This window comes from Cellulomonas humilata (assembly GCF_030814415.1).
Taxonomy (GTDB): Bacteria; Actinomycetota; Actinomycetes; order Actinomycetales; family Cellulomonadaceae; genus Cellulomonas; species Cellulomonas humilata_A.
Genome location: NZ_JAUSVB010000007.1, coordinates 103844 through 124405 on the forward strand (window position 1 = coordinate 103844; position 20562 = coordinate 124405).

General features: G+C 71.7%; 20 protein-coding genes. 6 read left to right on the top strand and 14 right to left on the bottom strand.

What is annotated here, in order from left to right:
* Positions 1–35: 35 nt before the first annotated feature.
* The 6 genes from J2X26_RS21010 to J2X26_RS21035 all read right to left on the bottom strand — a co-directional run bounded on the left by J2X26_RS21010 (position 36) and on the right by J2X26_RS21035 (position 8361).
* On the bottom strand, positions 36–2438 hold the full coding sequence (locus tag J2X26_RS21010; RefSeq protein WP_307494720.1) for a beta-glucosidase family protein: 2403 nt from the start codon (positions 2436–2438) through the stop codon (positions 36–38).
* 98 nt (positions 2439–2536) lie between these two features.
* A complete protein-coding gene (locus J2X26_RS21015; protein WP_307494662.1) occupies positions 2537–3424 on the bottom strand; it encodes a carbohydrate ABC transporter permease in 888 nt (295 codons plus the stop codon).
* A complete protein-coding gene (locus J2X26_RS21020) occupies positions 3424–4440 on the bottom strand; it encodes a carbohydrate ABC transporter permease (RefSeq protein WP_307494663.1) in 1017 nt (338 codons plus the stop codon). The genes J2X26_RS21015 and J2X26_RS21020 overlap by 1 nt, the downstream gene beginning before the upstream one ends.
* Before the next feature lie 8 nt (positions 4441–4448).
* The gene (locus tag J2X26_RS21025; protein WP_307494664.1) at positions 4449–5738 is read right to left on the bottom strand and encodes an extracellular solute-binding protein; all 1290 of its coding nucleotides are present in this window, start codon (positions 5736–5738) and stop codon (positions 4449–4451) included.
* A 383-nt stretch (positions 5739–6121) separates the two neighbouring features.
* Positions 6122–6784: a 4a-hydroxytetrahydrobiopterin dehydratase gene (locus J2X26_RS21030; protein WP_307494665.1), complete on the bottom strand. Its 663-nt coding sequence runs from the start codon at positions 6782–6784 to the stop codon at positions 6122–6124.
* A gap of 23 nt (positions 6785–6807) precedes the next feature.
* A complete protein-coding gene (locus J2X26_RS21035) occupies positions 6808–8361 on the bottom strand; it encodes a peptide MFS transporter (RefSeq protein ID WP_307494666.1) in 1554 nt (517 codons plus the stop codon).
* A gap of 75 nt (positions 8362–8436) precedes the next feature.
* On the opposite strand from J2X26_RS21035, the gene J2X26_RS21040 reads away from it, so the two are divergent.
* A complete protein-coding gene (locus J2X26_RS21040; RefSeq protein ID WP_307494667.1) occupies positions 8437–9780 on the top strand; it encodes a cryptochrome/photolyase family protein in 1344 nt (447 codons plus the stop codon).
* On the opposite strand, the gene J2X26_RS21045 is transcribed toward J2X26_RS21040, so the two are convergent.
* Complete coding sequence (locus J2X26_RS21045; protein ID WP_307494668.1) at positions 9777–10700, bottom strand: RNA polymerase subunit sigma-70; 924 nt, start codon at positions 10698–10700, stop codon at positions 9777–9779. The two genes, J2X26_RS21040 and J2X26_RS21045, sit on opposite strands and share 4 nt — an antisense overlap.
* A 136-nt stretch (positions 10701–10836) precedes the next feature.
* On the opposite strand from J2X26_RS21045, the gene J2X26_RS21050 reads away from it, so the two are divergent.
* Positions 10837–11628, top strand: coding sequence for an SDR family NAD(P)-dependent oxidoreductase (locus tag J2X26_RS21050; RefSeq protein WP_307494669.1), 792 nt, complete (start codon positions 10837–10839; stop codon positions 11626–11628).
* Here the strand turns inward: J2X26_RS21050 and J2X26_RS21055 are convergent.
* The gene (locus J2X26_RS21055; protein WP_307494670.1) at positions 11625–12626 is read right to left on the bottom strand and encodes a hypothetical protein; all 1002 of its coding nucleotides are present in this window, start codon (positions 12624–12626) and stop codon (positions 11625–11627) included. The genes J2X26_RS21050 and J2X26_RS21055 overlap by 4 nt on opposite strands.
* Before the next feature lie 111 nt (positions 12627–12737).
* Between J2X26_RS21055 and J2X26_RS21060 the strand changes: the two genes are divergently transcribed.
* The gene (locus J2X26_RS21060) at positions 12738–13331 is read left to right on the top strand and encodes a TetR/AcrR family transcriptional regulator (RefSeq protein ID WP_307494671.1); all 594 of its coding nucleotides are present in this window, start codon (positions 12738–12740) and stop codon (positions 13329–13331) included.
* Here the strand turns inward: J2X26_RS21060 and J2X26_RS21065 are convergent.
* The 4 genes from J2X26_RS21065 to gatC all read right to left on the bottom strand — a co-directional run bounded on the left by J2X26_RS21065 (position 13328) and on the right by gatC (position 17381).
* On the bottom strand, positions 13328–13873 hold the full coding sequence (locus J2X26_RS21065; RefSeq protein ID WP_307494672.1) for a GNAT family N-acetyltransferase: 546 nt from the start codon (positions 13871–13873) through the stop codon (positions 13328–13330). The two genes, J2X26_RS21060 and J2X26_RS21065, sit on opposite strands and share 4 nt — an antisense overlap.
* A 112-nt stretch (positions 13874–13985) precedes the next feature.
* A complete protein-coding gene (gatB, locus tag J2X26_RS21070) occupies positions 13986–15482 on the bottom strand; it encodes an Asp-tRNA(Asn)/Glu-tRNA(Gln) amidotransferase subunit GatB (protein WP_307494673.1) in 1497 nt (498 codons plus the stop codon).
* Positions 15479–16993: an Asp-tRNA(Asn)/Glu-tRNA(Gln) amidotransferase subunit GatA gene (gene gatA / locus J2X26_RS21075; protein WP_307494674.1), complete on the bottom strand. Its 1515-nt coding sequence runs from the start codon at positions 16991–16993 to the stop codon at positions 15479–15481. Before gatA ends, gatB begins: the two co-directional genes overlap by 4 nt.
* Positions 16994–17081: 88 nt before the next feature.
* Entirely contained in the window at positions 17082–17381 is a 300-nt protein-coding gene (gene gatC, locus J2X26_RS21080) for an Asp-tRNA(Asn)/Glu-tRNA(Gln) amidotransferase subunit GatC (RefSeq protein ID WP_307494675.1), read from the bottom strand.
* A gap of 46 nt (positions 17382–17427) precedes the next feature.
* Here gatC and J2X26_RS21085 point away from each other — a divergent pair, with 46 nt between their 5' ends.
* The 3 genes from J2X26_RS21085 to J2X26_RS21095 all read left to right on the top strand — a co-directional run bounded on the left by J2X26_RS21085 (position 17428) and on the right by J2X26_RS21095 (position 19120).
* Positions 17428–18003: a DUF5655 domain-containing protein gene (locus J2X26_RS21085; RefSeq protein WP_307494676.1), complete on the top strand. Its 576-nt coding sequence runs from the start codon at positions 17428–17430 to the stop codon at positions 18001–18003.
* Positions 18004–18188: 185 nt separating this feature from the next.
* The gene (locus J2X26_RS21090; RefSeq protein ID WP_307494677.1) at positions 18189–18356 is read left to right on the top strand and encodes a hypothetical protein; all 168 of its coding nucleotides are present in this window, start codon (positions 18189–18191) and stop codon (positions 18354–18356) included.
* Between the two features lie 5 nt (positions 18357–18361).
* Positions 18362–19120, top strand: a complete 759-nt coding sequence (locus J2X26_RS21095; protein WP_307494721.1) for a PH domain-containing protein — start codon at positions 18362–18364, stop codon at positions 19118–19120.
* Here J2X26_RS21095 and J2X26_RS21100 read toward each other — a convergent pair whose 3' ends face one another.
* Together J2X26_RS21100 and J2X26_RS21105 are read right to left on the bottom strand one after the other, a co-directional pair.
* Positions 19121–19534, bottom strand: coding sequence for a pilus assembly protein CpaE (locus J2X26_RS21100; protein WP_307494678.1), 414 nt, complete (start codon positions 19532–19534; stop codon positions 19121–19123).
* A 26-nt stretch (positions 19535–19560) separates the two neighbouring features.
* The gene (locus J2X26_RS21105) at positions 19561–20562 is read right to left on the bottom strand and encodes a sugar phosphate isomerase/epimerase family protein (protein WP_307494679.1); all 1002 of its coding nucleotides are present in this window, start codon (positions 20560–20562) and stop codon (positions 19561–19563) included.

A 20562-nucleotide genomic window follows, 5' to 3' on the forward strand; every position in this document is an offset into this window, starting at 1 on the left:
GCCGCCGAGGCCGTCCGGGCCGACGTGCGCGCGAGTCAGATGCCGACGACCGTGACCTGCACCGTGCGCGCGTCGGCCGCCATGACCTCGTGGACCTCCCCGGTGATCGAGACGACGGCGCGGGCCGTCGCGGTGCCGGGCACCGCGCGCACCTCAGTCGCCCGGTGCTGGGAGATCACCCCGCCGGTGGACTCCTGCGCGCTCGCCCGGGCGGTCGACGACTCGGCGTGCGACCCGACCCACACCTCGACGTCCCCCGGTTCCACCACCCTGACCATGCGCCGGTCCGAGAACGCGAACCGGGTCGTCGGCACCGAGTACGTCACGCGGCTGGAGGCTCCAGGCTCGAGCTCGACGCGCGCGTAGCCGAGGAGGGCTGCCACGGGCCGGGCGACGGAGCCCAGCACGTCGTGGCCGTAGAGCTGGACCGTGTCGGTGCCCGCGACCGAACCCGTGTTGGTCACCGTCACGGTGGCGGTGAACGTGCCGCTCGACGCCACTGCCGCGTCGACGACGAGGTCGGAGTGGACGAATCTCGTGTACGACAGGCCGAACCCGAAGGGCCGCAGCGGCGTCGAGTCGGTCGACGTCACGTCGGACGGTCCACCGAGCGTCGGGTGCAGGTAGGAGTACGGCTGGGCACCGGTCGAGCGCGGCATCGAGACCGGGAGCCGACCCGACGGGTTCACGGCTCCGGTGACGACGCCGGCGATCGCCGAGCCACCGCCCTCGCCGGGGAAGAACGCCTGCAGCACAGCGCCCGGCCGCACGCCGTCGCCGTCGAGGGCCCAGCCGACCGCGTAGGGCCGGCCGGTCAGCAGCACCATCACGACGGGTGTGCCCGTCGCCACGACGGCCTCGACGAGCCGGGTCTGCACGCCGGGCAGCTCGAGGGTCTCGGAGTCGTTGCCCTCACCGACCGTGCCGCGTCCGAACAGGCCGGCCTCGTCGCCCACGACGACGACGGCCACGTCGGCCCCCTCGGCGGCGTTCACGGCGTCGGCGAAGCCCGCGGTGTCCTCGCCCTCGACGGAGCAGCCCTCGGCGAGCACCAGCTCCGGACGGGCCATGCCGGCGCGATCGAACGCCGCACCCAGGGCCTCGGCGACCGTCGGGATCTCGAAGCCGAACGGCTGCCCGGGGTGGTGGGCCAGCACGTGGTTGACGAACGAGTAGCAGCCCATGAGCGCCTGCGCGCGGTCGGCGTTGGGTCCGATGACGGCGACGCGGGTCGGAGGGGTCGCCCACTGGTTCAGTGGCAGCACGCCGGTGTTCGACAGCAGGACGACCGACTCCTCCGCCAGCCGACGGGCGAGCTCCCGGTGACGTGGCGGGTCCAGGTCGATGTCGGTGGGCGGCTCGTCCTCGAAGACGTCGGGGTCGAGGAGACCGAGCTCCTCCTTCTGGGCCAGGGCTCGCAGCACGGCGCGGTCGACGTAAGCCTCGTCGACGGCGCCTGCTCGGACGTTGTCGGCCAGCGGCTGCAGGTAGGCGTCCCCGGCCGGCAGCTCGACGTCGATGCCGGCCACGAGGGCCAGTGCCGCGGCGTCGCCACGGTCGGCCGCGACACCATGCATCACCTGCAGGAACGCGACGGCGAAGTAGTCCGCGACAACGACCCCGTCGAAGCCCCACTGCTCCCGCAAAATGCCGGTGAGCAGCTCCTCGCTCGACGCGACGGGCACACCGTCGAGGTCGTTGTAGGCGTTCATCACGGACCGGGCCCCGCCCTCGACGATCGCCATCTCGAAGGGCGGCAGGTAGAGGTCGGCCAGCTCGCGCGGCCCCGCACTCACCGGCGCGTGGTTGCGGCCCGACCTCGACCCCGAGTGGCCCGCGAAGTGCTTGAGCGTGGCGTGCACGCCGGCCTCCTGCAGCCCGCGCACGAACGCGGTCCCGATGGTGCCGACGAGGTACGGGTCCTCCCCGATGCACTCGTCCACCCGGCCCCACCGGGGGTCCCGCACGACGTCGAGCACGGGCGCCAGGCCCTGGTGGATGCCCAGCTGCCGCATCGAGTCTCCGATCGCGCGCGCCGCGTCGTGCACGAGGTCCGGGTCGAACGACGCGCCCCACGCCAGCGGCGTCGGATAGGTGGCCGCCTGCCACGCCGCCAGGCCCGTCAGGCACTCCTCGTGCACGAGCGCAGGGATGCCCAGCCTCGTCTCGCGCTTGAGGCGACGCTGCTCCGCCCAGAGCCAGGCCGCCCGTTCGGCGGGGTCCACCGGACGGGTGCCGTACACGCGGGTGTAGTGGCCGATCCCGTCCCGCGTGACGTCGCGCACCTCGCTCGACGGCCTCTGGCCGGCCGCCATCTCGGACTGCAGCGGCGCGACCGTGCCGTTCTGGTCGAGCCAGTAGCCCACCAGCTGGGCCAGCTTCTCCTCGAGGGTCATCCGCGCGTGCAGGGCGCGCACGCGCTCCGACACCTGCGGCATGGCGGGTACGGCATCGGCCACGGGTCTCGTCTCCTTCGTCGACACGGGTGGGCGGGCGGCACGACGGGCGGGAGCGTTCGAGGCCGCTCAGGCCAGTCTCAGCCCTTGACCGCGCCGGTGAGACCCCCGACGATGCGGCGCTCGAAGATGGTGAAGAACAGCAGCGCGGGAATCATCGACAGCGAGGTGAACGCGAGCACCCGCGCGGTGTCCACGGAGTACTGGGACGCGAAGGCCTGCACCCCCAGCGGCAGCGTGTACATGTTCTCGTTGTTCAGGATGAACAGCGGCAGCAGGTAGCTGTTCCAGCTCGCGATGAAGGCCAGGATGCCGACGGTCACCACACCGGGGACCGACAGCGGGATCACCATCCGGAAGAAGAACCCGAGCCGGCTCGCCCCGTCGATCGAGGCGGCCTCCTCGAGCTCCTTGGGGATGGCCCGCAGGAACGGCACGAGGATGATGACGGTCGCGGGCAGGGCGAAGGCGATCTGCGGGAGGATGATCCCCGCCAGGCTGTCGCTCAGCCCCAGCCCCCTGACCATGATGTAGAGCGGCGTGATGGCCACGGTCATCGGGAACATCAACCCTGCCGCGAACAGCGCGTACAGCGCAGCCCGACCCGAGAAGCTGTACCGGGCGAGCACATAGCTGGCCGCCACGCCGAGGACGACGACGCCGAGGGTCGTGAAGACGCCGCAGATCACGGAGTTGCCGACCTGGCGCCAGAAGGTCGAGCTCTGGAGGACCTCGGAGTAGTTGACGAACTGCCACGTCGACGGGAAGCCCGAGGGGTCGACGGTGATCTCGGCGTTGGTGCGGAAACCGCCGATGATGATGTAGAGCACCGGCGCGATGCACAGGCCCACGAGGACCCACGCGACGACGTAGGTCGCCCAGCCGGCCCTGCTCAGGCTGGGTCGCTTGCGGCCGGCCACCGGGCCCGGCGCCGTCGGGTCCAGCGGAGGTGCGACGACCGTCGCCATCACTTCTTTCCTTCCGTGAGTGCACCCTCGGTGTCGCGCCGCAGCACGAACCGCTGGTAGGTCAGCGCGACGACGAGCGAGATGAGGAACAGGACGACGGCGACGGCGCTCCCATAGCCGTAGTTCGCGGCGTTGCGGCCGTTGACCACCATGTAGGTGGCCATGGTCGAGGTCCCGGCCGTCGCGGCGACGTACTGGCCCCAGATGATGTAGACGAGGTCGAAGAGCTGCAGCGCGCCGATGATCGACAGGAACGCCCAGATCCGGATCGTCGGCCCGAGCAGCGGCAGGGTGATGCGCCGCTGGGTCTGCCAGTAGCTGGCGCCGTCGATCGCGGCTGCCTCGAAGAGCTCCTCGGGGATGCCCTGCAGCCCCGCCAGGAACAGGATCACGGCGAAGCCGATGTACTTCCAGGTGATGATGATCATGAGCGATGCCATGGCGACCTGCGGGTCCGACAGCCAGTCGACGGTCCAGTCCGGCAGCCCGATCTTCACCAGCACGTCGTTCACCGCTCCGTTGGTCTGGAGCATGAGGCTCCAGCCCGTCCCGACGATCACCTCGGAGATCACGTAGGGCACGAAGATCAGCACGCGCACCACCGACCGCCCGCGCATCTTCTGGTTGAGCAGGAGTGCGAGCAGGACCGCGGCCGGTCCCTGCAGGACCAGGGACAGCACGACGATCACGAAGTTGTGCCGCACCGCGTCGTGGAACGTGGTGTCCCGCAGGATGACGGCGTAGTTCTGCAGGCCCACGAAGTCGGTGGGCGGCCCGAAGCCCTTCCACTTGAAGAACCCGTAGTACCCCGCGAGCAGCACAGGGAAGATCACGAACGCCAGGAACATCAGGATGGCGGGACCGGCGAGAAGGGCGACCTCCAGTCGCTGGCGCCACCGCGGGCCCCCGGCTCGGTGCACCGGGGGCGGCGCCGTGCGGGCGCCGCCCCCCTCGCCCGAGGGACCCTCGGGCGAGGAGGTCACGGCGAGCCTGCCCTCGTCCGAGGAGTCACTCATGGTGGGGACTACTCCTTCGCCGCCGCATCGACGACACCCTGGACGATGGCCTCCGAGTCACCCTGGCCGGCGAGCATGTTCACCACCCCGGTGTTGAGGGCGTTGCCGACGTTCTGGCCGTACAGGGTGTCGAGCCACAGCGAGACGTACGGCGCCTCGTTGTACGACGCGAGGACGTCCAGCAGTGCGGGCTCGGTGACGACGCCCTGCGCCTCCTGGCTCGCGGGCAGGGTGTGGAACGCGTTGGCGTAGCCCTCCTGGTACTGCTTCTGCATCACGAAGTTGAGGAACTCCGAGCACTCCGGCGGTGCGTCGGTGGAGCAGGAGAAGCCGTCGAGGCCACCCATCATGGCGCCGGCCTCGCCGTCACCGCCCTCGATCGCCGGGAACGGGAACCACGCGAGGTCAGCGAGCGGCTTCTGGTCGGGCGTCAGGGAGGCGATCACGCCCGGGTCCCAGGCGCCCATGAGCTCCATCGCCGCCTGGTGGTTGGCGATCAGGCCGGCCGACGAGCCCGCGCCCTGCTGGGCGGAGGTGGTCAGGAAGCCCTCGTTGAACGGCTCTGTCTCGGAGAACGCCGCGAGGTCGTCGCCGGCCTTCTGCCAGCACGGGTCGTCGAACGTCATGTCGGCGGCGGCCTTGTCCAGCGTCTCCTGCGAGCAGGCGCGCAGCGCGAAGAAGTAGTACCAGTGCGCTGCGGGCCACGCGTCCTTGGCACCGAGGGCGATCGGGGCGATGCCGGCCGCCTTGAGCTTGCCGACTGCCGCCTCGAGGTCCTCGATCGTCTTCGGGGTGTCCGTGATGCCGGCCTGCGTGAACAGGTCCTTGCTGTAGTAGATGCCGCCCGGGAGGATCGACATCGGCATGCCGTAGACCTTGCCGTCGATGGTGAAGGCGTCGAACGCCGCGTCACCGACCGCGGTCCGCGTCGCGTCGTCGACCGCGACCTCCTGCGCCTGGCCCGCCTCGACCACGTCGGCCAGCTTGCCGCCGCCGCGCGCCATGAAGATGTCGGGGGCGTCCCCGGAGTTGAGCGCCGTCTGGAGCTTGCCGTCCATGTCCTCGTTCTGGATGGACTGGATCTTGATGGTCACACCGGGGTTCGCGGCCTCGAAGTCGGCCACGGTGGCGTCCCAGTAGGCCTTCCCCTCGCCGGTGGTCGAGTTGTGCCAGAAGGTCATCTCGGTGTCGCCCGACTCACCGCCGCCGCCACCACCGTCGTCGCCGCTGCAGGCGGTGAGCCCGGCGGCACCCAGCACCAAGGCGGCCGAGACCGCCACGAGCTTGCGAGCAATCATGATCTGTCCTCTTCGTCGAGTTGCAGAGCGTGGGAAGCGGGCCTCGTGCGGGGCGAACGGCTACGGTCGCGGGACCGTCGGCCCGGGCTGTCCGCACCGTCCATCACCGCCGCAGATCGGCATCGTCGCCGGTTCCGCGCCGGCCGCGCATGGGGCGGCACCACCGGGGGACAGGGGTGCGGTCCCGATCACCAGACCCGCGCCCGGTCTCCACTGACAAATAGGGCGCGACGGCCACTGTCGCACCGCGGACGACGACCGTCCAACGCTCTCGATAACGTTTTACTAACACTCTGGGCACAGGGCGGCGAGGCAGGCCCGTGCCCAGCACGGCTGGCAGCTCCACGAGCTCGACGACAGCGGTGCGGGCCGGGTACTCCCCGTCAGCTGTTGCGCCGCGCCTCCCACGTGCAGACGCACACCTCGTTGCCCTCGGCGTCGGCCAGGATCGTGAAGGCCGGTGCCCGGTCGTCGCTGACCAGGTGCCCGCCCGCCGAGATCGCCGCCGCGATGCGCGCCTCGGCCTGGTCGTGCGGGACGGTGATGTCGAAGTGGATCCGGTTGCGCTGCGGCCGAGGCGCGTCCATCTGCTGGAACCAGATGGTCGGACCGATCCCCGCCGGGTCGGTCACCTCGTCGTCGCCACTGACGTCGTAGCCCATGACCGCCGACCAGAACGGCACCACAGCGGGAATGTCGAGGGCGTCGATCGCGATCTCGAGGATCTCGCTGCGGGGGACGTCGCCCTCCAGACCGAGCTCGTCGGCGAGGGCGCTGACCGTCGCGGCCAGGTCGACGTCGCGCTGGGTGAGGCCTCCGGCGTCGTGGCTGGTGGTCGTCACGGTCACCTGCCCCCAGCGCAGCACCACGTCGGGGTGGTGGTTCGCCTCGTCGGCCGCCTCCGCGATCCGCGCGACGAACGCGGCGGCGGTGGCGAAGTCCGGAGCCGAGAAGGTGGCACGCAGCGACTGCAGGAGCACCCGCCAGTGCCGGACGTCCACCGCGGCCGTGACGTCGGAGTGGCGCAGGAGGGTGGTGTCAGCCATGCGTCCACCCTGCCACCGTGCGGTCAGTGCTGCAGCGCCGCCTCTGCTTCGGAGTCCGCCCCCGCACGGATGTGCCGGGTCACCCACGGGGCGAGGGCGAACATGCCCCCGGCGAAGACGAGCGCGACGAGCCCGATGACACCGAAGTAGGCCGCCGGCGCGACGTCCGGCGTCGACTGGATCACCTGCGCGGCGATGGCGTTGCCGGCCGACGGTGCCAGGAACCACAGCGCCATCGCCTGCCCGCGGTAGGCCTTCGGCGCGAGCAGCGTGGTCGCCGCGAGGCCGACGGGCGACAGGCACAGCTCACCGATCGTCTGGATGACGTAGACGATGATCAGCACCCACGCCGAGGTCTTGGCTCCGTCGGCCAGCCACGACGCCCCGGCCAGGAACACGAAGCTCAGCGCCGCGAACGTGAGGCCGAGCGCGAACTTCACGGCCGTCGGCGGGCGGTCGTCGAGCTTGATCCACAGCCACGCGAACACCGGCGCCAGGATGATGATCGCGGCGGGGTTGACCGACTGGAACAGCTCGGGCGAGATGGTGACGCCGAACAGTGTCAGGTCGGTGTTGTCCTGCGCGTAGGACGCCAGGGTGCTGGCGGCCTGCTCGAAGATCATCCAGAAGATCATCGCTGCGACGAAGAGCGGGATGTAGGCACGCAGCCGCGTCCGCTCGTGGTCGTTCACCTTGCGCGAGCGGAACATCACGACGAACGTCGCGACCGGGGCGGCGAACGCGAGGTAGGAGATCCCGTCGATGAACGACGTGAGGCCGAAGCCGCCCTGGATCAGTGCGGCGAGGGCGAACGCGAGGACGACGCCCACGCCGACGACCGCCAGCAGCCGGGCCACCGCGGGGCGCTCCTGCGGGGTCATCGGGTTCGGCGGGACGTCCCCCGCCCCGCCCAGGTACTTGCGGCCGGCGACGAAGAAGACGAGGGCGATCGCCATGCCGATCGCCGCGACCGCGAAGCCCCAGTGGTACCCGCCGACCGCCCGCGCCGCGCCGACGAGGAACGGTGCGGCGAGCGAGCCGATGTTGATGCCCATGTAGAAGATCGAGAAGCCCGAGTCGCGCCGCGGGTCGTCCCGGTCGTACAGCTCGCCGACCATGCTGGACACGTTCGGCTTGAGCAGGCCGGTGCCGAGGGCCACCAGCACGATGCCGAGGAACGAGAAGGACGCCTGCGGCACCGTGAGGAAGAGGTGGCCGGCGGCGATGATGATGCCGCCGTACAGGACCGACCGCCGTGCGCCGATGAACCGGTCCGCGAGCCAGCCACCCAGGACGGACAGCAGGTAGACCGACGACCCGTAGACCGCGACGAGCGCCTCGCCGGACGTCTGCTCGATCCCCAGACCGCCGTTGGCCAGCGTGTCCGTCAGGTAGAAGAGCAGGATGGCGCGCATCCCGTAGTAGCTGAACCGCTCCCAGAGCTCGGTGCCGAACAGCGTGAACAGGCCGAGCGGCTGGCCGAAGAAGGCGCGGTCCTTGGGCAGGGTGTCGCTCTTGCGGGCGCTCGGCTCGGTCCCCCCAGGGCCCCCCACCTGCGCATCGGCTGCGCCGCTCATCTGCCCATCGTGGCCTCGCCGGTGGATGCGCACCACTGGCGGGCGGCGCGCACGGTCGGCGGCTACCGTCGCCAGGTGCCCACGATCCACTGGTTCCGTCGCGACCTGCGACTCGCGGACAACCCCGCGCTGCTCGCAGCGGAGGAGCAGGCGCGCGCCGCCGACGACGACGAGGTCGTGCCGCTGTTCGTCGTCGACCCGGCGCTCTGGCGCTCGGCCGGCGCACCCCGCCTGGCCTACCTCGCGCGCAGCCTGCGGGCGCTCGACGAGTCGCTCGGCGGACGCCTCGTGGTCCGCCACGGGCGCGCGTCCGACGTGGTCCCCGCGGTCGCGCGGGAGGTCGACGCTCCCGCCGTGCACGTCACCGCGGCGACCGAGCCCTACGGTCGGCGGCGCGACGACGCCGTCGAGCGGGCGCTCGAGGTGCCGCTGGTCCGCACCGGCTCGCCGTACGCCGTCGCACCCGGCCGGTTGACGACGCAGGGCGGCACGCCGTTCCAGGTGTTCACCCCGTTCCGCGGCGCGTGGCTCGACCACGGCTGGTCCGCCCCCGCGCGCCGACCGCAGCGGAACCCGTGGGCGGACGTCCGCTCCGACGGCATCCCCGACGAGCCCGCGACGGACGCGCACGTCCCGCCGGCGGGGGAACGCACCGCGCACGCACGCTGGACGCAGTACCTGCACGACGGGCTCGCCGAGTACGCCACCCTGCGGGACCGACCCGACCTCGACGGCACCTCGATGCTGTCGATCCCGCTGAAGTACGGCGAGCTGCACCCGCGCACGCTGCTGGCCGACCTGGCGGAGGTGCCGTTCGACGTCGCCACGTTCCGGTCCGAGCTGGCCTGGCGGGAGTTCCACGCCGACGTGCTCTGGCACCACCCCGGCGCTGCGCAGCGGTCGCTGCGGACCGTCGTGCCGGAGGACTCCTGGGACACCGGCGACGCTGCGTTCGAAGCGTGGGCGGCCGGGCGGACCGGCTACCCGTTCGTCGACGCCGGCATGCGGCAGCTGCGAGCGCTGGGCTGGATGCACAACCGGGTCCGCATGGTCGTGGCGTCGTTCCTGGTCAAGGACCTGCACGTGCGCTGGCAGCGCGGGGCGGCGCACTTCATGGACCGGCTGATCGACGGGGACGTCTCGCAGAACCAGCTGAACTGGCAGTGGGTGGCCGGCACCGGCCGGGACGCGGCGCCGTACTTCCGGGTGTTCAACCCGGTGACGCAGGGCGAGAAGTTCGACCCCGACGGCACCTACGTCCGGCAGTGGGTGCCGGAGCTGCGCGGCATCCCCGGGCGCGCCGTCCACCAGCCGTGGAAGCTGGGCCTCGAGGCGCCCGAGGACTACCCACCGCCGATCGTCGACCACGCGGTCGAGCGCAAGGTCGCGCTCGACGACTTCCACCGCGGCCGCGGCTAGGTAGCGAACCCGCTCAGCACCGCCGCGTCGAAGCGGGTCAGCGCGGAGACCCGCCCGCCGTCCAGGGTGAGGACCAGGAGACCCGTCGCGCGACGGGAGCCGTCGGACGCCCGCAGGTACGTCACGAACGCCGGCTGCCCGTTGGCGCGCGTCGCGACGAGCTCGAACCGACGGCCCCCGCCCAGGATGCCCGCGCAGAAGCGGGCGGCGAGCTCACGGCCGACGTACTCGTACGGCATCGGCGGCATCGAGATGAACACGTCGTCGGTGAGCAGGGCGACCAGCGCGACCACGTCGGCCGACTCGTACGCACTGACGAACCTGGCGACGAGCGCGTCGTCGGCGGCGGTGGCGGTGCCCGACGACGGGGACCCCCGCAGGCCGGCCCTGGCGCGCTTCAGGGCGCTGGTCACCGAGTCGACCGTCGTGTCGAGCATCTCGGCCACCTCCCGCGCGGGGAACCCCAGGACGTCGCGCAGGAGGAGGACGGCGACCTGCCGGTGCGGCAGCACCTGGAGCGCCGTCACGAAGGCCAGCGAGATCGACTCGGTGCGCTCGTAGCGCGCCTCGGGGCTCGCACCGAGAAGGGCGTCGGGGAACGGCTCCAGCCACACGACCTCCCCGAGGCCGCTGGGTTCGACCAGGTCCACGCCCGGCACGTCCCACGCCCGAGGTGGGCGGCGGGCGGCCGCGCGACGCGCGTTGAGGCACCGGTTGGTGGCGATCCGGTACAGCCAGGTGCGCAGGGACGACCGTCCCTCGAAGGCATCCAGCCCCTGCCACGCGGCGAGGAGCACGTCCTGCAGGACGTCCTCGGCGTCCTGCAGCGACCCGAGCATCCGGTAGCAGTGCACCAGGAGCTCCCTGCGGTACGGCGCCGTCAGCTCACTGAAGGCGGTGTCGTCGTCCACCTGCGTCATGCGACCTCCCTCGTCCCACCCTGGCGTACAGACACCGGGCGGTGCACGAACTGGGCGCCCAGTTCCGCTGCGTCGCGGGGTCTACCTGGTCGGCTGCCGTCAGAGGGTCGGCGCACCGACAGGAAGAGGACTCACCATGTTGCTGCAGGACAAGGTCGCCGTGGTCTACGGGGGCGCGGGCTCCATCGGCAGCGCGCTCGCCAGGGCGTTCGCGGGCCAGGGCGCGACGGTCCACGTCACGGGGCGCGACAAGGCGGCGGTCGACGTCGTCACCGACAAGATCCGCGCGGAGGGCTTCACCGCCGAGGCCGCGCAGGTCGACGCGCTCGACGAGCAGGCCGTCGACGAGCACCTGCGCCACGTCGTCGACACCTCGGGCCGCGTCGACATCTCGGTGAACGCCATCGGCATCCCCGACGGGGACATCCTGGGGCTGCCGCTCGTCGAGCTCGACGCCACGCAGTTCGCGCTCCCCCTCGCCACGTACACGACGTCGTACTTCCTCACGGCCCGGCTCGCGGCCCGGCGGATGATCCCCGCAGGGTCGGGGGTGATCATGACCGTCACCGCCCTGCACTCGCGGACCGGGCTCCCCCTGGTCGGCGGCTACGGCCCCGCGCAGGCGGCCAAGGAGGCGCTCACGCGGGACCTGTCCGCCGAGCTCGCCCCGCATGGCATCCGCGTGGTCGGCCTGCGCCCCCAGGCCATGCCGGCGACCCGCACCATCCGGCGGGCCTACGAGCCGCGCGCCGCCGCGTCGGGGCTGACCTGGGAGCAGTGGCAGGAGATGCTCGCCGCCCGGACGCACCCGCGCCGCCTGATGCGGCTCGAGGAGATGACGGACGCCGCGGTCTTCCTCGCGTCGGACCGGGCGAGCGGGATGACCGGGACGACCGTCAACCTGACGATGGGCAGCCTGGACGACTAGGCGTTCACGAGCTCGGAGGCCTCGGATGCTTCCTCGAGGGCCGCCTGCGAGGCGGCGCCCGTGTCGCGGAAGTGTCCGACGGTCGCCAGCAGCAGACCGAGGAGCGCCCACGACGCGAGTGCGACCCAGAGCTGCATGGTGTCGGCCTGCGGGAAGTACGACTCGTCGCGCAGGAGCGCGGCGGCGGCGCCCGGGGGCATCCACTGGCCGATCGCACCCCACGGCGCCGGCAGCATCTGCCACGGCTGGGCGGCGGACGCGATCGGGTTGGCGATCAGGAGGAACAGCACCGGGCCGATCGCGATGCCGGGTCGGCCGACGATGGAGACGACGCCGACGATCACGCCGCCGATGGCCAGGATCGCCAGGCCGATAATGCCCGCGTTGACCCAGTAGGAGCCGGCGAGCGCACCGAACCAACCCTGTAGGACACCCGCGACGGCGAGCCCGCCGAGGGCCGAGTACGCGGTGACCGCGGTGACCCGGCGCCAGACGCCGACGACCGTGACCGAGATGGCGATGCCGCCGATCATCCCGCCGATGACCAGCGGGAACGTGACTGCGCCGAGGATGGCGCCGCGCGGGTCGCCGGCGAGGAGCGGGGCGACCTCGGTCACCGTGACGGGGACGCCGAGCTGCGCCTGCAGCGCGGGCGCGAGCGCGGTGAGCTGCTGCGCGACGAGCGGGCTGCCGCCGGAGGCGACGAGGATCTCGGGCTCCTCCCCCAGCACCAGGGCGCCGTACGCCTCGCGGGTCTCGACGAGGTCGACCGCCGCGGCGCGGTCGGCGGCGGGGACCACCTCGAACGCACCGGGCGCGCGCTCGCCGAGCCCCTGTGCGACCGGCGCGACCGCGGCGGCGGGGCCGGCGACGGCGATCGGGAGGTCGCGGGGTTCGGACGTGAACGCCGGCCAGAGGAAGGCGACCACCAGGACGGTGAGGACGCCGACGAGCCCGGCACCCACGCCGAGCAGGTGACGCCACGGGGTGTGCGGCATGACACGATCCTCTCGTAAACCGAACGTTCGTTCTTGTAGGTACAGCGAACTCCCGCGCGCCACCGTTGTCAAGAACGATCATTCGTTTTTATTCGTGTTCTACTGTGAAGCGTGCCCAAGGTCACCGAGGAGTACCGCGTCGCCCGTCGCGACGAGATCGCCGAGGCGGCCCTGCGCGCCTTCCGCCGCAAGGGCTTCCAGGCCACGTCGATGGCGGAGATCATCGCGGAGTCGGGGCTGTCCGCCGGTGCGATCTACGGGCACTACGCCAGCAAGGACGCGATCATCGTCGACGTCGCGTCCCGGGTCGTCGGCAACCGGATCCTCGACGTCGAGCGTCTCGCGCAGACCGAGCCCCTCGCTCCGCCCCCCACCCTCCCCCGCGTGCTGGTCGCCGGCATGCTCCGCGCGATCGGCAACCCGGCGATCATGCTGCAGCTGTGGGGCGAGGGCGTCACGGACCCCGCGGTGCGCACCGTCGCGCACGACGTCATCGTGCGGCTGCGCGGCGCGCTCGTCGAGTACACGTCCCTGTGGCACCAGCGCACGCACGGCACCCCGCCCGAGGAGGCCGACGTGCTCGCGGCCGAGCAGGCGCCGCTGCTCATCTCCGCCGTGCAGGGGTTCGTGGTCCAGTCGGCGATCGTGCCGGACTTCGACGGCGAGGCGTACCTGGCCAGCGTCGAGAAGTACTTGCCCCGCTAGTCCAGCTGGCTCGCCCGGTACTCGTCCTCGAGCAGCGCCATGATGATGGCGTCGCAGTACCCCTCGCCGTCCCGGTAGGCGTCGCGCTTGCGGCCCTCGACCCGGAACCCGAGGTTCTCGTAGAGGGACTTCGCGCGCGCGTTGATGCTCAGCACGTCCAGCTCGACCCGGTGCAGGGCCAGACCGTCGAACGCCAGCCCGAGGATCAGCTGGATCGCCTCCGTGCCGTACCCGCGCCCGCGGTAGCCCGGACGCATCGCGAGCCGGAGGTTGGCGGAGCGGACGACCTCGTCGATCTCGTTGAGCACGATCTCGCCCAGGTACTCGTCGGAGCCGTTCGCGGTCACCGCGAGATCGATCCGCCCGTCGACCGACGAGATCGTCGCGCACCAGTCGTCGATCTGCTGGCGCGTGAACACCTGCGTCGTCCCGGTGAGGCGGTTGCCCTCCGCGTCGTTGACGGACTCCCAGAGGGCGTCCGCGTCGCTCGCCCGGAGGGGTCGGAGCACGATCATCTCGCCCTGGAGCGTGGGCTTCTCCATCGGTGCCTCCTGTCGCTGCGGCGAACGCTACGGCCCGGGTGTGGCAGGGACGTTACCGGCGGATCACGGGCGGCGGTCAGCGCCCCGCCGTGACGGGGCGCTGACCAGCGGCTCAGTCCTTGATGCGCTCGAGCAAGAGCTCGCGGACGCGACCGGCGTCGGCCTGCCCGCGGGTGGCCTTCATGACCGCGCCGATGATCGCGCCGACCGGGCCGAGGTTGCCGGACCGGATCTTCTCCGCGATGTCCGGCTGGGCGGCCAGCGCGGCGTCGATGGCCTCGAGCAGGGGGCCGTCGTCGGACACGACCTCCAGGCCGCGCGCGACGAGCACCGTCTCCGGGTCGCCCTCGCCGGCGAGCACGCCCTCGAGGACCTGCCGAGCGAGCTTGTCGTTGATCCGGCCGTCGTCGACCAGCTTCTGCAGCTGCCCGATCTGGGTCGGCGTCACCGGCAGCTCGGCCAGCTCGACCTCCTGCTGCTTGGCGGTGCGGGCCAGCTCACCCATCCACCACTTGCGCGCGGCGGCCGGGCTGGCCCCCGCGGCGATCGTGGTCTCGATGAGCTCGACGGCGCCCGCGTTGACGACGTCGCGCATCTCCGCGTCCGCGTACTCCCACTCCCCCTGCAACCGTCGGCGTCGCGCCGCCGGAAGCTCGGGCAGGCCGGCGCGGATCTCCTCGACCCACGCGCGGTCGGGGGCGATCGGGACCAGGTCGGGCTCCGGGAAGTACCGGTAGTCCTCCGCGTCCGACTTCACGCGGCCCGACGCGGTGGTGCCGGTGTCCTCGTGCCAGTGGCGCGTCTCCTGGATGATCGCGATGCCGTCGTCGAGCACGCCCGCCTGGCGGCTGACCTCGTAGCGCACGGCCCGCTCGACCGACCGGAACGAGTTCACGTTCTTCGTCTCGGTGCGGGTGCCCAGGGGCGACTCGGGCGTCGGGCGGATCGACACGTTCACGTCGGCGCGCACGTTGCCGCGCTCCATCCGCGCCTCGGAGACCTCGAGCGCCCGGAACAGGTCGCGCAGCGTCTGCACGTACGCGCGGGCCACCTCGGGCGCCCGCGCACCGGCACCGGTGATCGGCTTGGTGACGATCTCCACCAGCGGGATGCCCGCGCGGTTGTAGTCGACCAGCGAGTACTCGGCGCCGTGGATGCGCCCGTCGGAGCCGCCGATGTGGGTGTTCTTGCCGGCGTCCTCCTCCATGTGCGCGCGCTCGATCTCGACGCGGAAGATGCTGCCGTCGTCGAGCTCGACGTCGACCCAGCCCTCGTACGCGATGGGCTCGTCGTACTGCGACGTCTGGAAGTTCTTGGGCACGTCCGGGTAGAAGTAGTTCTTCCGGGCGAACCGGCACGTCTCGGCGATCGAGCAGTTCAGCGCGAGGCCGATGCGGATCGCGTACTCCACCGCCACCCCGTTGACCACGGGCAGCGAGCCCGGCAGGCCCAACGAGACAGGCGTCACCGAGGTGTTCGGCTCCTCGCCGAACCCGGCCGGGGCGCCGTCGAACATCTTGGTCTTCGTGCCCAGCTCGACGTGCACCTCGATGCCGATGACCGTGTCGTAGCGCGCGACGGCGTCGTCGTAGTCCACCAGCGTGCTCATCGTCCGACCTCCAGCTCAGGAGCCTTGAGCAGCAGCGGCCCGCCCCACTCGTTCTCCAGCAGGGCCTCGAGCGCGGCGCCCACGCGGTACAGGCGGTCGTCGGCCTTGGCCGGGGCCAGCACCTGGAACCCGACCGGCAGGCCGTCGTCGGACAGGCCGCTCGGCAGCGACAGGCCCGGCACGCCCGCGAGGTTGGCCGGGATGGTCGCGACGTCGTTGAGGTACATCGCCAGCGGGTCGTCGAGCTTCTCGCCCAGCTTGAACGCCGTGGTCGGCGCCGTCGGTGAGACCAGCACGTCGGCCTGCTCGAACGCGGCGGTGAAGTCGCGCTGGATGAGCGTGCGGACCTTCTGCGCCGAGCCGTAGTAGGCGTCGTAGTAGCCCGCCGACAGGGCGTAGGTGCCCAGGATGATCCGGCGCTTGACCTCGTCGCCGAAGCCCTGGCCGCGCGTGGCGGACATGACGCGCTCGGCGGTCGGATTGTCCTCGGGCACGACGCGCAGGCCGAAGCGCATGCCGTCGAACTTGGCGAGGTTGCTGGACGCCTCCGCCGGGAGGATCAGGTAGTACGCCGCGAGCGCGTACGTGAAGTGCGGGCAGGAGACCTCGACGATCTGGGCCCCCGCGCCGCGCAGCAGCTCGAGCGACTCCTCGAACCGCGCGAGCACGCCAGGCTGGTAGCCCTCGCCCTGCAGCTCGCGGATCACGCCGACGCGCACGCCGGTCAGGTCCGCCTTCGCACCCTGCTGGGCGGCGGCGACGAGCGCAGGCAGCGGCTCGTCGATCGACGTCGAGTCGCGCGGGTCGTGGCCGCCGATGAGCTCGTGCAGCAGCGCGGAGTCCAGGACCGTCCGCGTGACGGGACCGGCCTGGTCCAGCGACGACGCCAGGGCGATGAGCCCGTAGCGGGACACCCCGCCGTAGGTGGGCTTGACGCCGACCGTGCCGGTGACGGCCGCGGGCTGGCGGATGGAGCCGCCCGTGTCCGTGCCGATGGCCAGCGGAGCCTCGTACGCGGCGACCGCTGCGGCGGACCCGCCGCCGGAGCCGCCGGGGATGCGGTCGAGGTCCCACGGGTTGTGGGTGTTGCCGTACGCGGAGTGCTCCGTGGACGACCCCATGGCGAACTCGTCCATGTTGGTCTTGCCCAGGATCGGCAGCCCGGCGGCCTTGAGCTTCTCGACGAGCGTCGCGTCGTAGGGCGGGATCCAGCCCTCGAGGATCTTCGAGCCCGCGGTCGTCTCCAGCCCCTTGGTGACGACGACGTCCTTGACGGCGATCGGCACCCCGGCGAGCGCGTGCAGCGACTCCCCCGCGGCACGACGCGCGTCGACGTCAGCCGCCGCGGCGAGTGCGGCATCGCTGCTGACCTGCAGGAACGCGTGCACCGCGTGGTCCACGTCGGCGATCCGGTCGAGGTGCGCCTGCGTCGCCTCGACGCTGGACACCTCCTTGGCGGCCAGCTTCTCGGCGAGTGCGGCGGCGGAGATGCGCGTGAGGTCGGTGCTCATAGGTCGCCCTCCCCCTGCGTTCCGTTCCCGGCGGGTGCCGCCTGCGGCGTCCCCCACCGTCCACTGCACTCCGGGTGCGGGCTCCGGTTCATGCGTCCTCCCCCAGGATCTGCGGGACCGCGAACTTGCCGTCGATGTGCTCCGGCGCGGCCGCGAGCACGAGGGCGCGGTCGACCGGCTCCACGGGCACGTCGGGGCGGAACACGTTGGTCAGCGGCAGGGGGTGGCTGGTGGCCGGCACGTCGGGCGTGGCGATCTCGCTCACGCGGGCGACCGACTCGACGATGACGTCGAGCTCGCCCGCGAGGCGGTCGAGCTCCGCCGGCGTGAGGTCGATCCGTGCCAGGCCCGCCACGCGCGCGACCTCGTCGCGAGAGAGGGTGGACATGGGTCGGAGTCTAGACGTCTGGGCATGGCTGCCTACGCTGACTAGCATGGCGACGAGTCCCGACGACATGCGGGCCGCGGTCACGGCGAGCATGGCCGACCGCACCGGGCGCTCTCTCGACGAGTGGGCGACCCTCGTGCACGACACCAGCGGCGTCGACCCGCTCGACCAGAACGCGGTGCGGCGCTGGCTCAAGGACGTGCACGGGGTCCCGCAGAACACGCAGTGGACGATCGCGTTCGAGGTCGCGGAGCGGGCCGGCTGGGAGCGCCCCGACGTCGACGGCTACGTCCTGGCGCAGTACTCGGGTCGCAAGGCAGGGCTGCGGCCGATCTACGACGCGCTCGAGGCGGCCCTGCTGGGCCTGGGCGACGACGTCCGTCGGGAGGGCCGGTCGACGTATGTGCCGTTCGTCCGCGCCCGCCAGTTCGCCGCGGTCGCCGCGACGACGGCCACGCGCGTCGACGTCGGGCTCCGGTTCGTCATCCCACCCGCCCACCCGGCACTGGTGCCCGCGACCTCCCCCGGCTCGGCGACGCACAAGGTCGGCGTCACCGAGGTGTCGCAGGTCCGCGACCTGCTGCCCCTCCTGCGCATCGCCTACGAGCAGAACGGCGGCTAGGGAGGCACTCCCCGGTGTGTGCTCCCTGACGCGAGCGCGTCCGGTAAGTACGCTTTGCCGCGACTGGTGGTGCTGGCCGGCCCTGCCCCCGGGTCGATCCGCTGCCTGCCCCGACCGTGCTGCCCGCAAGAACGCGCTCCCCCCAGCGCGCCCGCGCCATCCGACGACGCCCTGCGAGGACCTCCATGCCGCCGAAGATCAAGACCGCCCTCTTCTGGATCATCGCGATCTTCCTCGTGTACGCCATCGTCACGAGCCCGGACCGCGCCGCCGACGCCGTGCGCGCCGTGTGGGACATCATCGTCAGCGCGTTCTCCAGCTTTGCCCAGTTCTTCAAGAACCTCACTGAGTGACGGCGATGAACACCGTCGAGCAGACACTCGCGGGGCACCGGACCCTGCGGAAGTACGTGCTGCCCGGCGAGCGCGTGGTCCTGACCCGTCGGTCCCACTGGGGCAAGCTCGCGGAGCCCGCCCTGAGCACGTTCGTCGGCTTCGTGGTCGTGGCGTGGCTCGTCGAGGTGGCGGCCACGGCTGTCGGCAAGAACTCCGAGTGGCTGTGGTGGCTGTGGGTCGCGGTGCTGGTGCGGCTCGTGTGGAAGGTGCTCGACTGGCGCAACGAGTGGTTCGTCGCCACCGACAAGCGCATGCTGCTGCTCTACGGGCTCGTCACCAAGAAGGTCTCGATGATGCCGCTGGTCAAGGTCACCGACATGCGGTACTCCCGGTCCATCACCGGCCGCGTGCTCGGCTACGGCGAGTTCCTGATGGAGTCCGCCGGGCAGGACCAGGCGCTGAGCCGCATCTCGTGGGTGGCCAACCCCGACTCCACCTACCGCGAGCTGTGCGCGATCATCTTCACGCCGACGCAGGCTCCCCAGGCGGGGCAGAACCGGCCGCCCTCCGTCGCCGTGCGCCGTCCGGCACCGGCCGACCCGGTGGCCGCCGAGCGCGGCGTCGCGTGGCCACCCCTCCACGAGGTACGCCCCGACGACACCCAGCCGATCAGCATCCCGCCGCGGCGCCCTGCCGGTGACGACGACGGCCCGGGGTGGACCGTGTCGGGTGAGCGCGGCACGTTCGTGCCCGTCCAGGAGCCCGACCGCTACGACGACTGACTAGACCCGATCCACTGCCGCACTGACCAGCGCGTGCAGCGCCTGGGCGTAGGCGTCGGCCGCGTCGTCGGCGGTGAACACGCGCTCCGGCTGACCCGAGAGCTCCACGAGCACCTGGTACTGCCCGTCGGTCGACCGCGCCAGGCTCCGGAACGTCCGGCCGAGCAGCTCGCGCAGCTGGTCCTCGCGCGGCAGCCAGAGGGCGTCCTCCTGCGCGACCGAGTCGAGCGCCCACTCCGTCGTGCCGTTGAACCCGAGCACCGTGCCGGTCGGGTACTCGTGCGGCTCGACCACCATGTCCGAGATCGTGAACACCTGGTCGGCGAGCGTCCGCACCGCGAACCGGTCCCCCGGCGCCGGGCGCCAGCGCAGGCCGGCGGTGTGGAGCTGCTCGGCCCGCGAGACGCTGATCATCTGCTCAGTATCCGGCGACGCCTCGGTCAGCGCGTGCTGAACGCCGCGTCGAACGCCGCCGTCGGCGGCTCGAACGCGTTGCGCTTCACGAACTCCAGGGCCTCCGGCGCGCCGAGCAGCCGGTCCATCCCGGCGTCCTCCCACTCGACCGAGATGGGCCCGTCGTAGCCGATCGAGTTGAGCGCCCGAAACGACGCCTCCCACGGCACGTCGCCGCGGCCGGTGGACACGAAGTCCCACCCGCGCCGCAGGTCCGCCCACGCCAGGTGCGAGCCGAGCCGGCCGTTCCGGCCGTTGCCGAGGCGGAGCTTCACGTCCTTGCAGTCGACGTGGTAGATCCGGTCGCGGAACTCGAGGATGAAGTCGACCGGGTCCAGCTGCTGCCAGATGAAGTGGCTCGGGTCCCAGTTCAGCCCGAACGCCTCGCGGTGCCCGATCGCCTCCAGGGTCCGCACGGTCGTCCAGTAGTCGTAGGCGATCTCGCTCGGGTGCACCTCGTGCGCGAACCGCACCCCGACCTCGTCGAAGACGTCGAGGATCGGGTTCCACCGGTCGGCGAAGTCCTGGTAGCCCGCGTCGACGGCCGCCTGCGAGACCGGCGGGAACATCGCGACGTACTTCCAGATGCTCGACCCGGTGAACCCGACGACCGTCTTCACACCCAGCTTCGCGGCGATCCGCGCGGTGTGCTTCATCTCCTCGGCGGCCCGCTGCCGGACGCCCTCGGGGTCGCCGTCGCCCCAGACGACGTCCGGCAGGATGTCGCGGTGCCGCTGGTCGATGGGGTCGTCGCAGACGGCCTGGCCCTTGAGGTGGTTCGAGATCGCGTAGACCTTGAGGCCGTACTTCTCGAGCAGCGCGAGCTTGCCGCTGACGTACTCCTCGTCGTCCCAGCGCCACGGGTCCAGGTGGTCGCCCCAGCAGGCGATCTCGAGGCCGTCGTAGCCCCACCCGCTGGCCAGTCGCGCGACCTCCTCGAACGGCAGGTCGGCCCACTGCCCGGTGAAGAGGGTGATCGGTCGTGCCAT

What these genes read in the sequence shown, in the direction of transcription:
- J2X26_RS21010 (WP_307494720.1), bottom strand. Translation starts at nt 2,438, where the DNA reads ATGCCGCAGGTGTCGGAGCGCGTGCGCGCCCTGCACGCGCGGATGACC.
- J2X26_RS21015 (WP_307494662.1), bottom strand. Translation starts at nt 3,424, where the DNA reads ATGGCGACGGTCGTCGCACCTCCGCTGGACCCGACGGCGCCGGGCCCG.
- J2X26_RS21020 (WP_307494663.1), bottom strand. Translation starts at nt 4,440, where the DNA reads ATGAGTGACTCCTCGGACGAGGGCAGGCTCGCCGTGACCTCCTCGCCC.
- J2X26_RS21025 (WP_307494664.1), bottom strand. Translation starts at nt 5,738, where the DNA reads ATGATTGCTCGCAAGCTCGTGGCGGTCTCGGCCGCCTTGGTGCTGGGT.
- J2X26_RS21030 (WP_307494665.1), bottom strand. Translation starts at nt 6,784, where the DNA reads ATGGCTGACACCACCCTCCTGCGCCACTCCGACGTCACGGCCGCGGTG.
- J2X26_RS21035 (WP_307494666.1), bottom strand. Translation starts at nt 8,361, where the DNA reads ATGAGCGGCGCAGCCGATGCGCAGGTGGGGGGCCCTGGGGGGACCGAG.
- J2X26_RS21045 (WP_307494668.1), bottom strand. Translation starts at nt 10,700, where the DNA reads ATGACGCAGGTGGACGACGACACCGCCTTCAGTGAGCTGACGGCGCCG.
- J2X26_RS21050 (WP_307494669.1), top strand. Translation starts at nt 10,837, where the DNA reads ATGTTGCTGCAGGACAAGGTCGCCGTGGTCTACGGGGGCGCGGGCTCC.
- J2X26_RS21055 (WP_307494670.1), bottom strand. Translation starts at nt 12,626, where the DNA reads ATGCCGCACACCCCGTGGCGTCACCTGCTCGGCGTGGGTGCCGGGCTC.
- J2X26_RS21065 (WP_307494672.1), bottom strand. Translation starts at nt 13,873, where the DNA reads ATGGAGAAGCCCACGCTCCAGGGCGAGATGATCGTGCTCCGACCCCTC.
- gatB (WP_307494673.1), bottom strand. Translation starts at nt 15,482, where the DNA reads ATGAGCACGCTGGTGGACTACGACGACGCCGTCGCGCGCTACGACACG.
- gatA (WP_307494674.1), bottom strand. Translation starts at nt 16,993, where the DNA reads ATGAGCACCGACCTCACGCGCATCTCCGCCGCCGCACTCGCCGAGAAG.
- gatC (WP_307494675.1), bottom strand. Translation starts at nt 17,381, where the DNA reads ATGTCCACCCTCTCTCGCGACGAGGTCGCGCGCGTGGCGGGCCTGGCA.
- J2X26_RS21085 (WP_307494676.1), top strand. Translation starts at nt 17,428, where the DNA reads ATGGCGACGAGTCCCGACGACATGCGGGCCGCGGTCACGGCGAGCATG.
- J2X26_RS21090 (WP_307494677.1), top strand. Translation starts at nt 18,189, where the DNA reads ATGCCGCCGAAGATCAAGACCGCCCTCTTCTGGATCATCGCGATCTTC.
- J2X26_RS21095 (WP_307494721.1), top strand. Translation starts at nt 18,362, where the DNA reads ATGAACACCGTCGAGCAGACACTCGCGGGGCACCGGACCCTGCGGAAG.
- J2X26_RS21100 (WP_307494678.1), bottom strand. Translation starts at nt 19,534, where the DNA reads ATGATCAGCGTCTCGCGGGCCGAGCAGCTCCACACCGCCGGCCTGCGC.
- J2X26_RS21105 (WP_307494679.1), bottom strand. Translation starts at nt 20,562, where the DNA reads ATGGCACGACCGATCACCCTCTTCACCGGGCAGTGGGCCGACCTGCCG.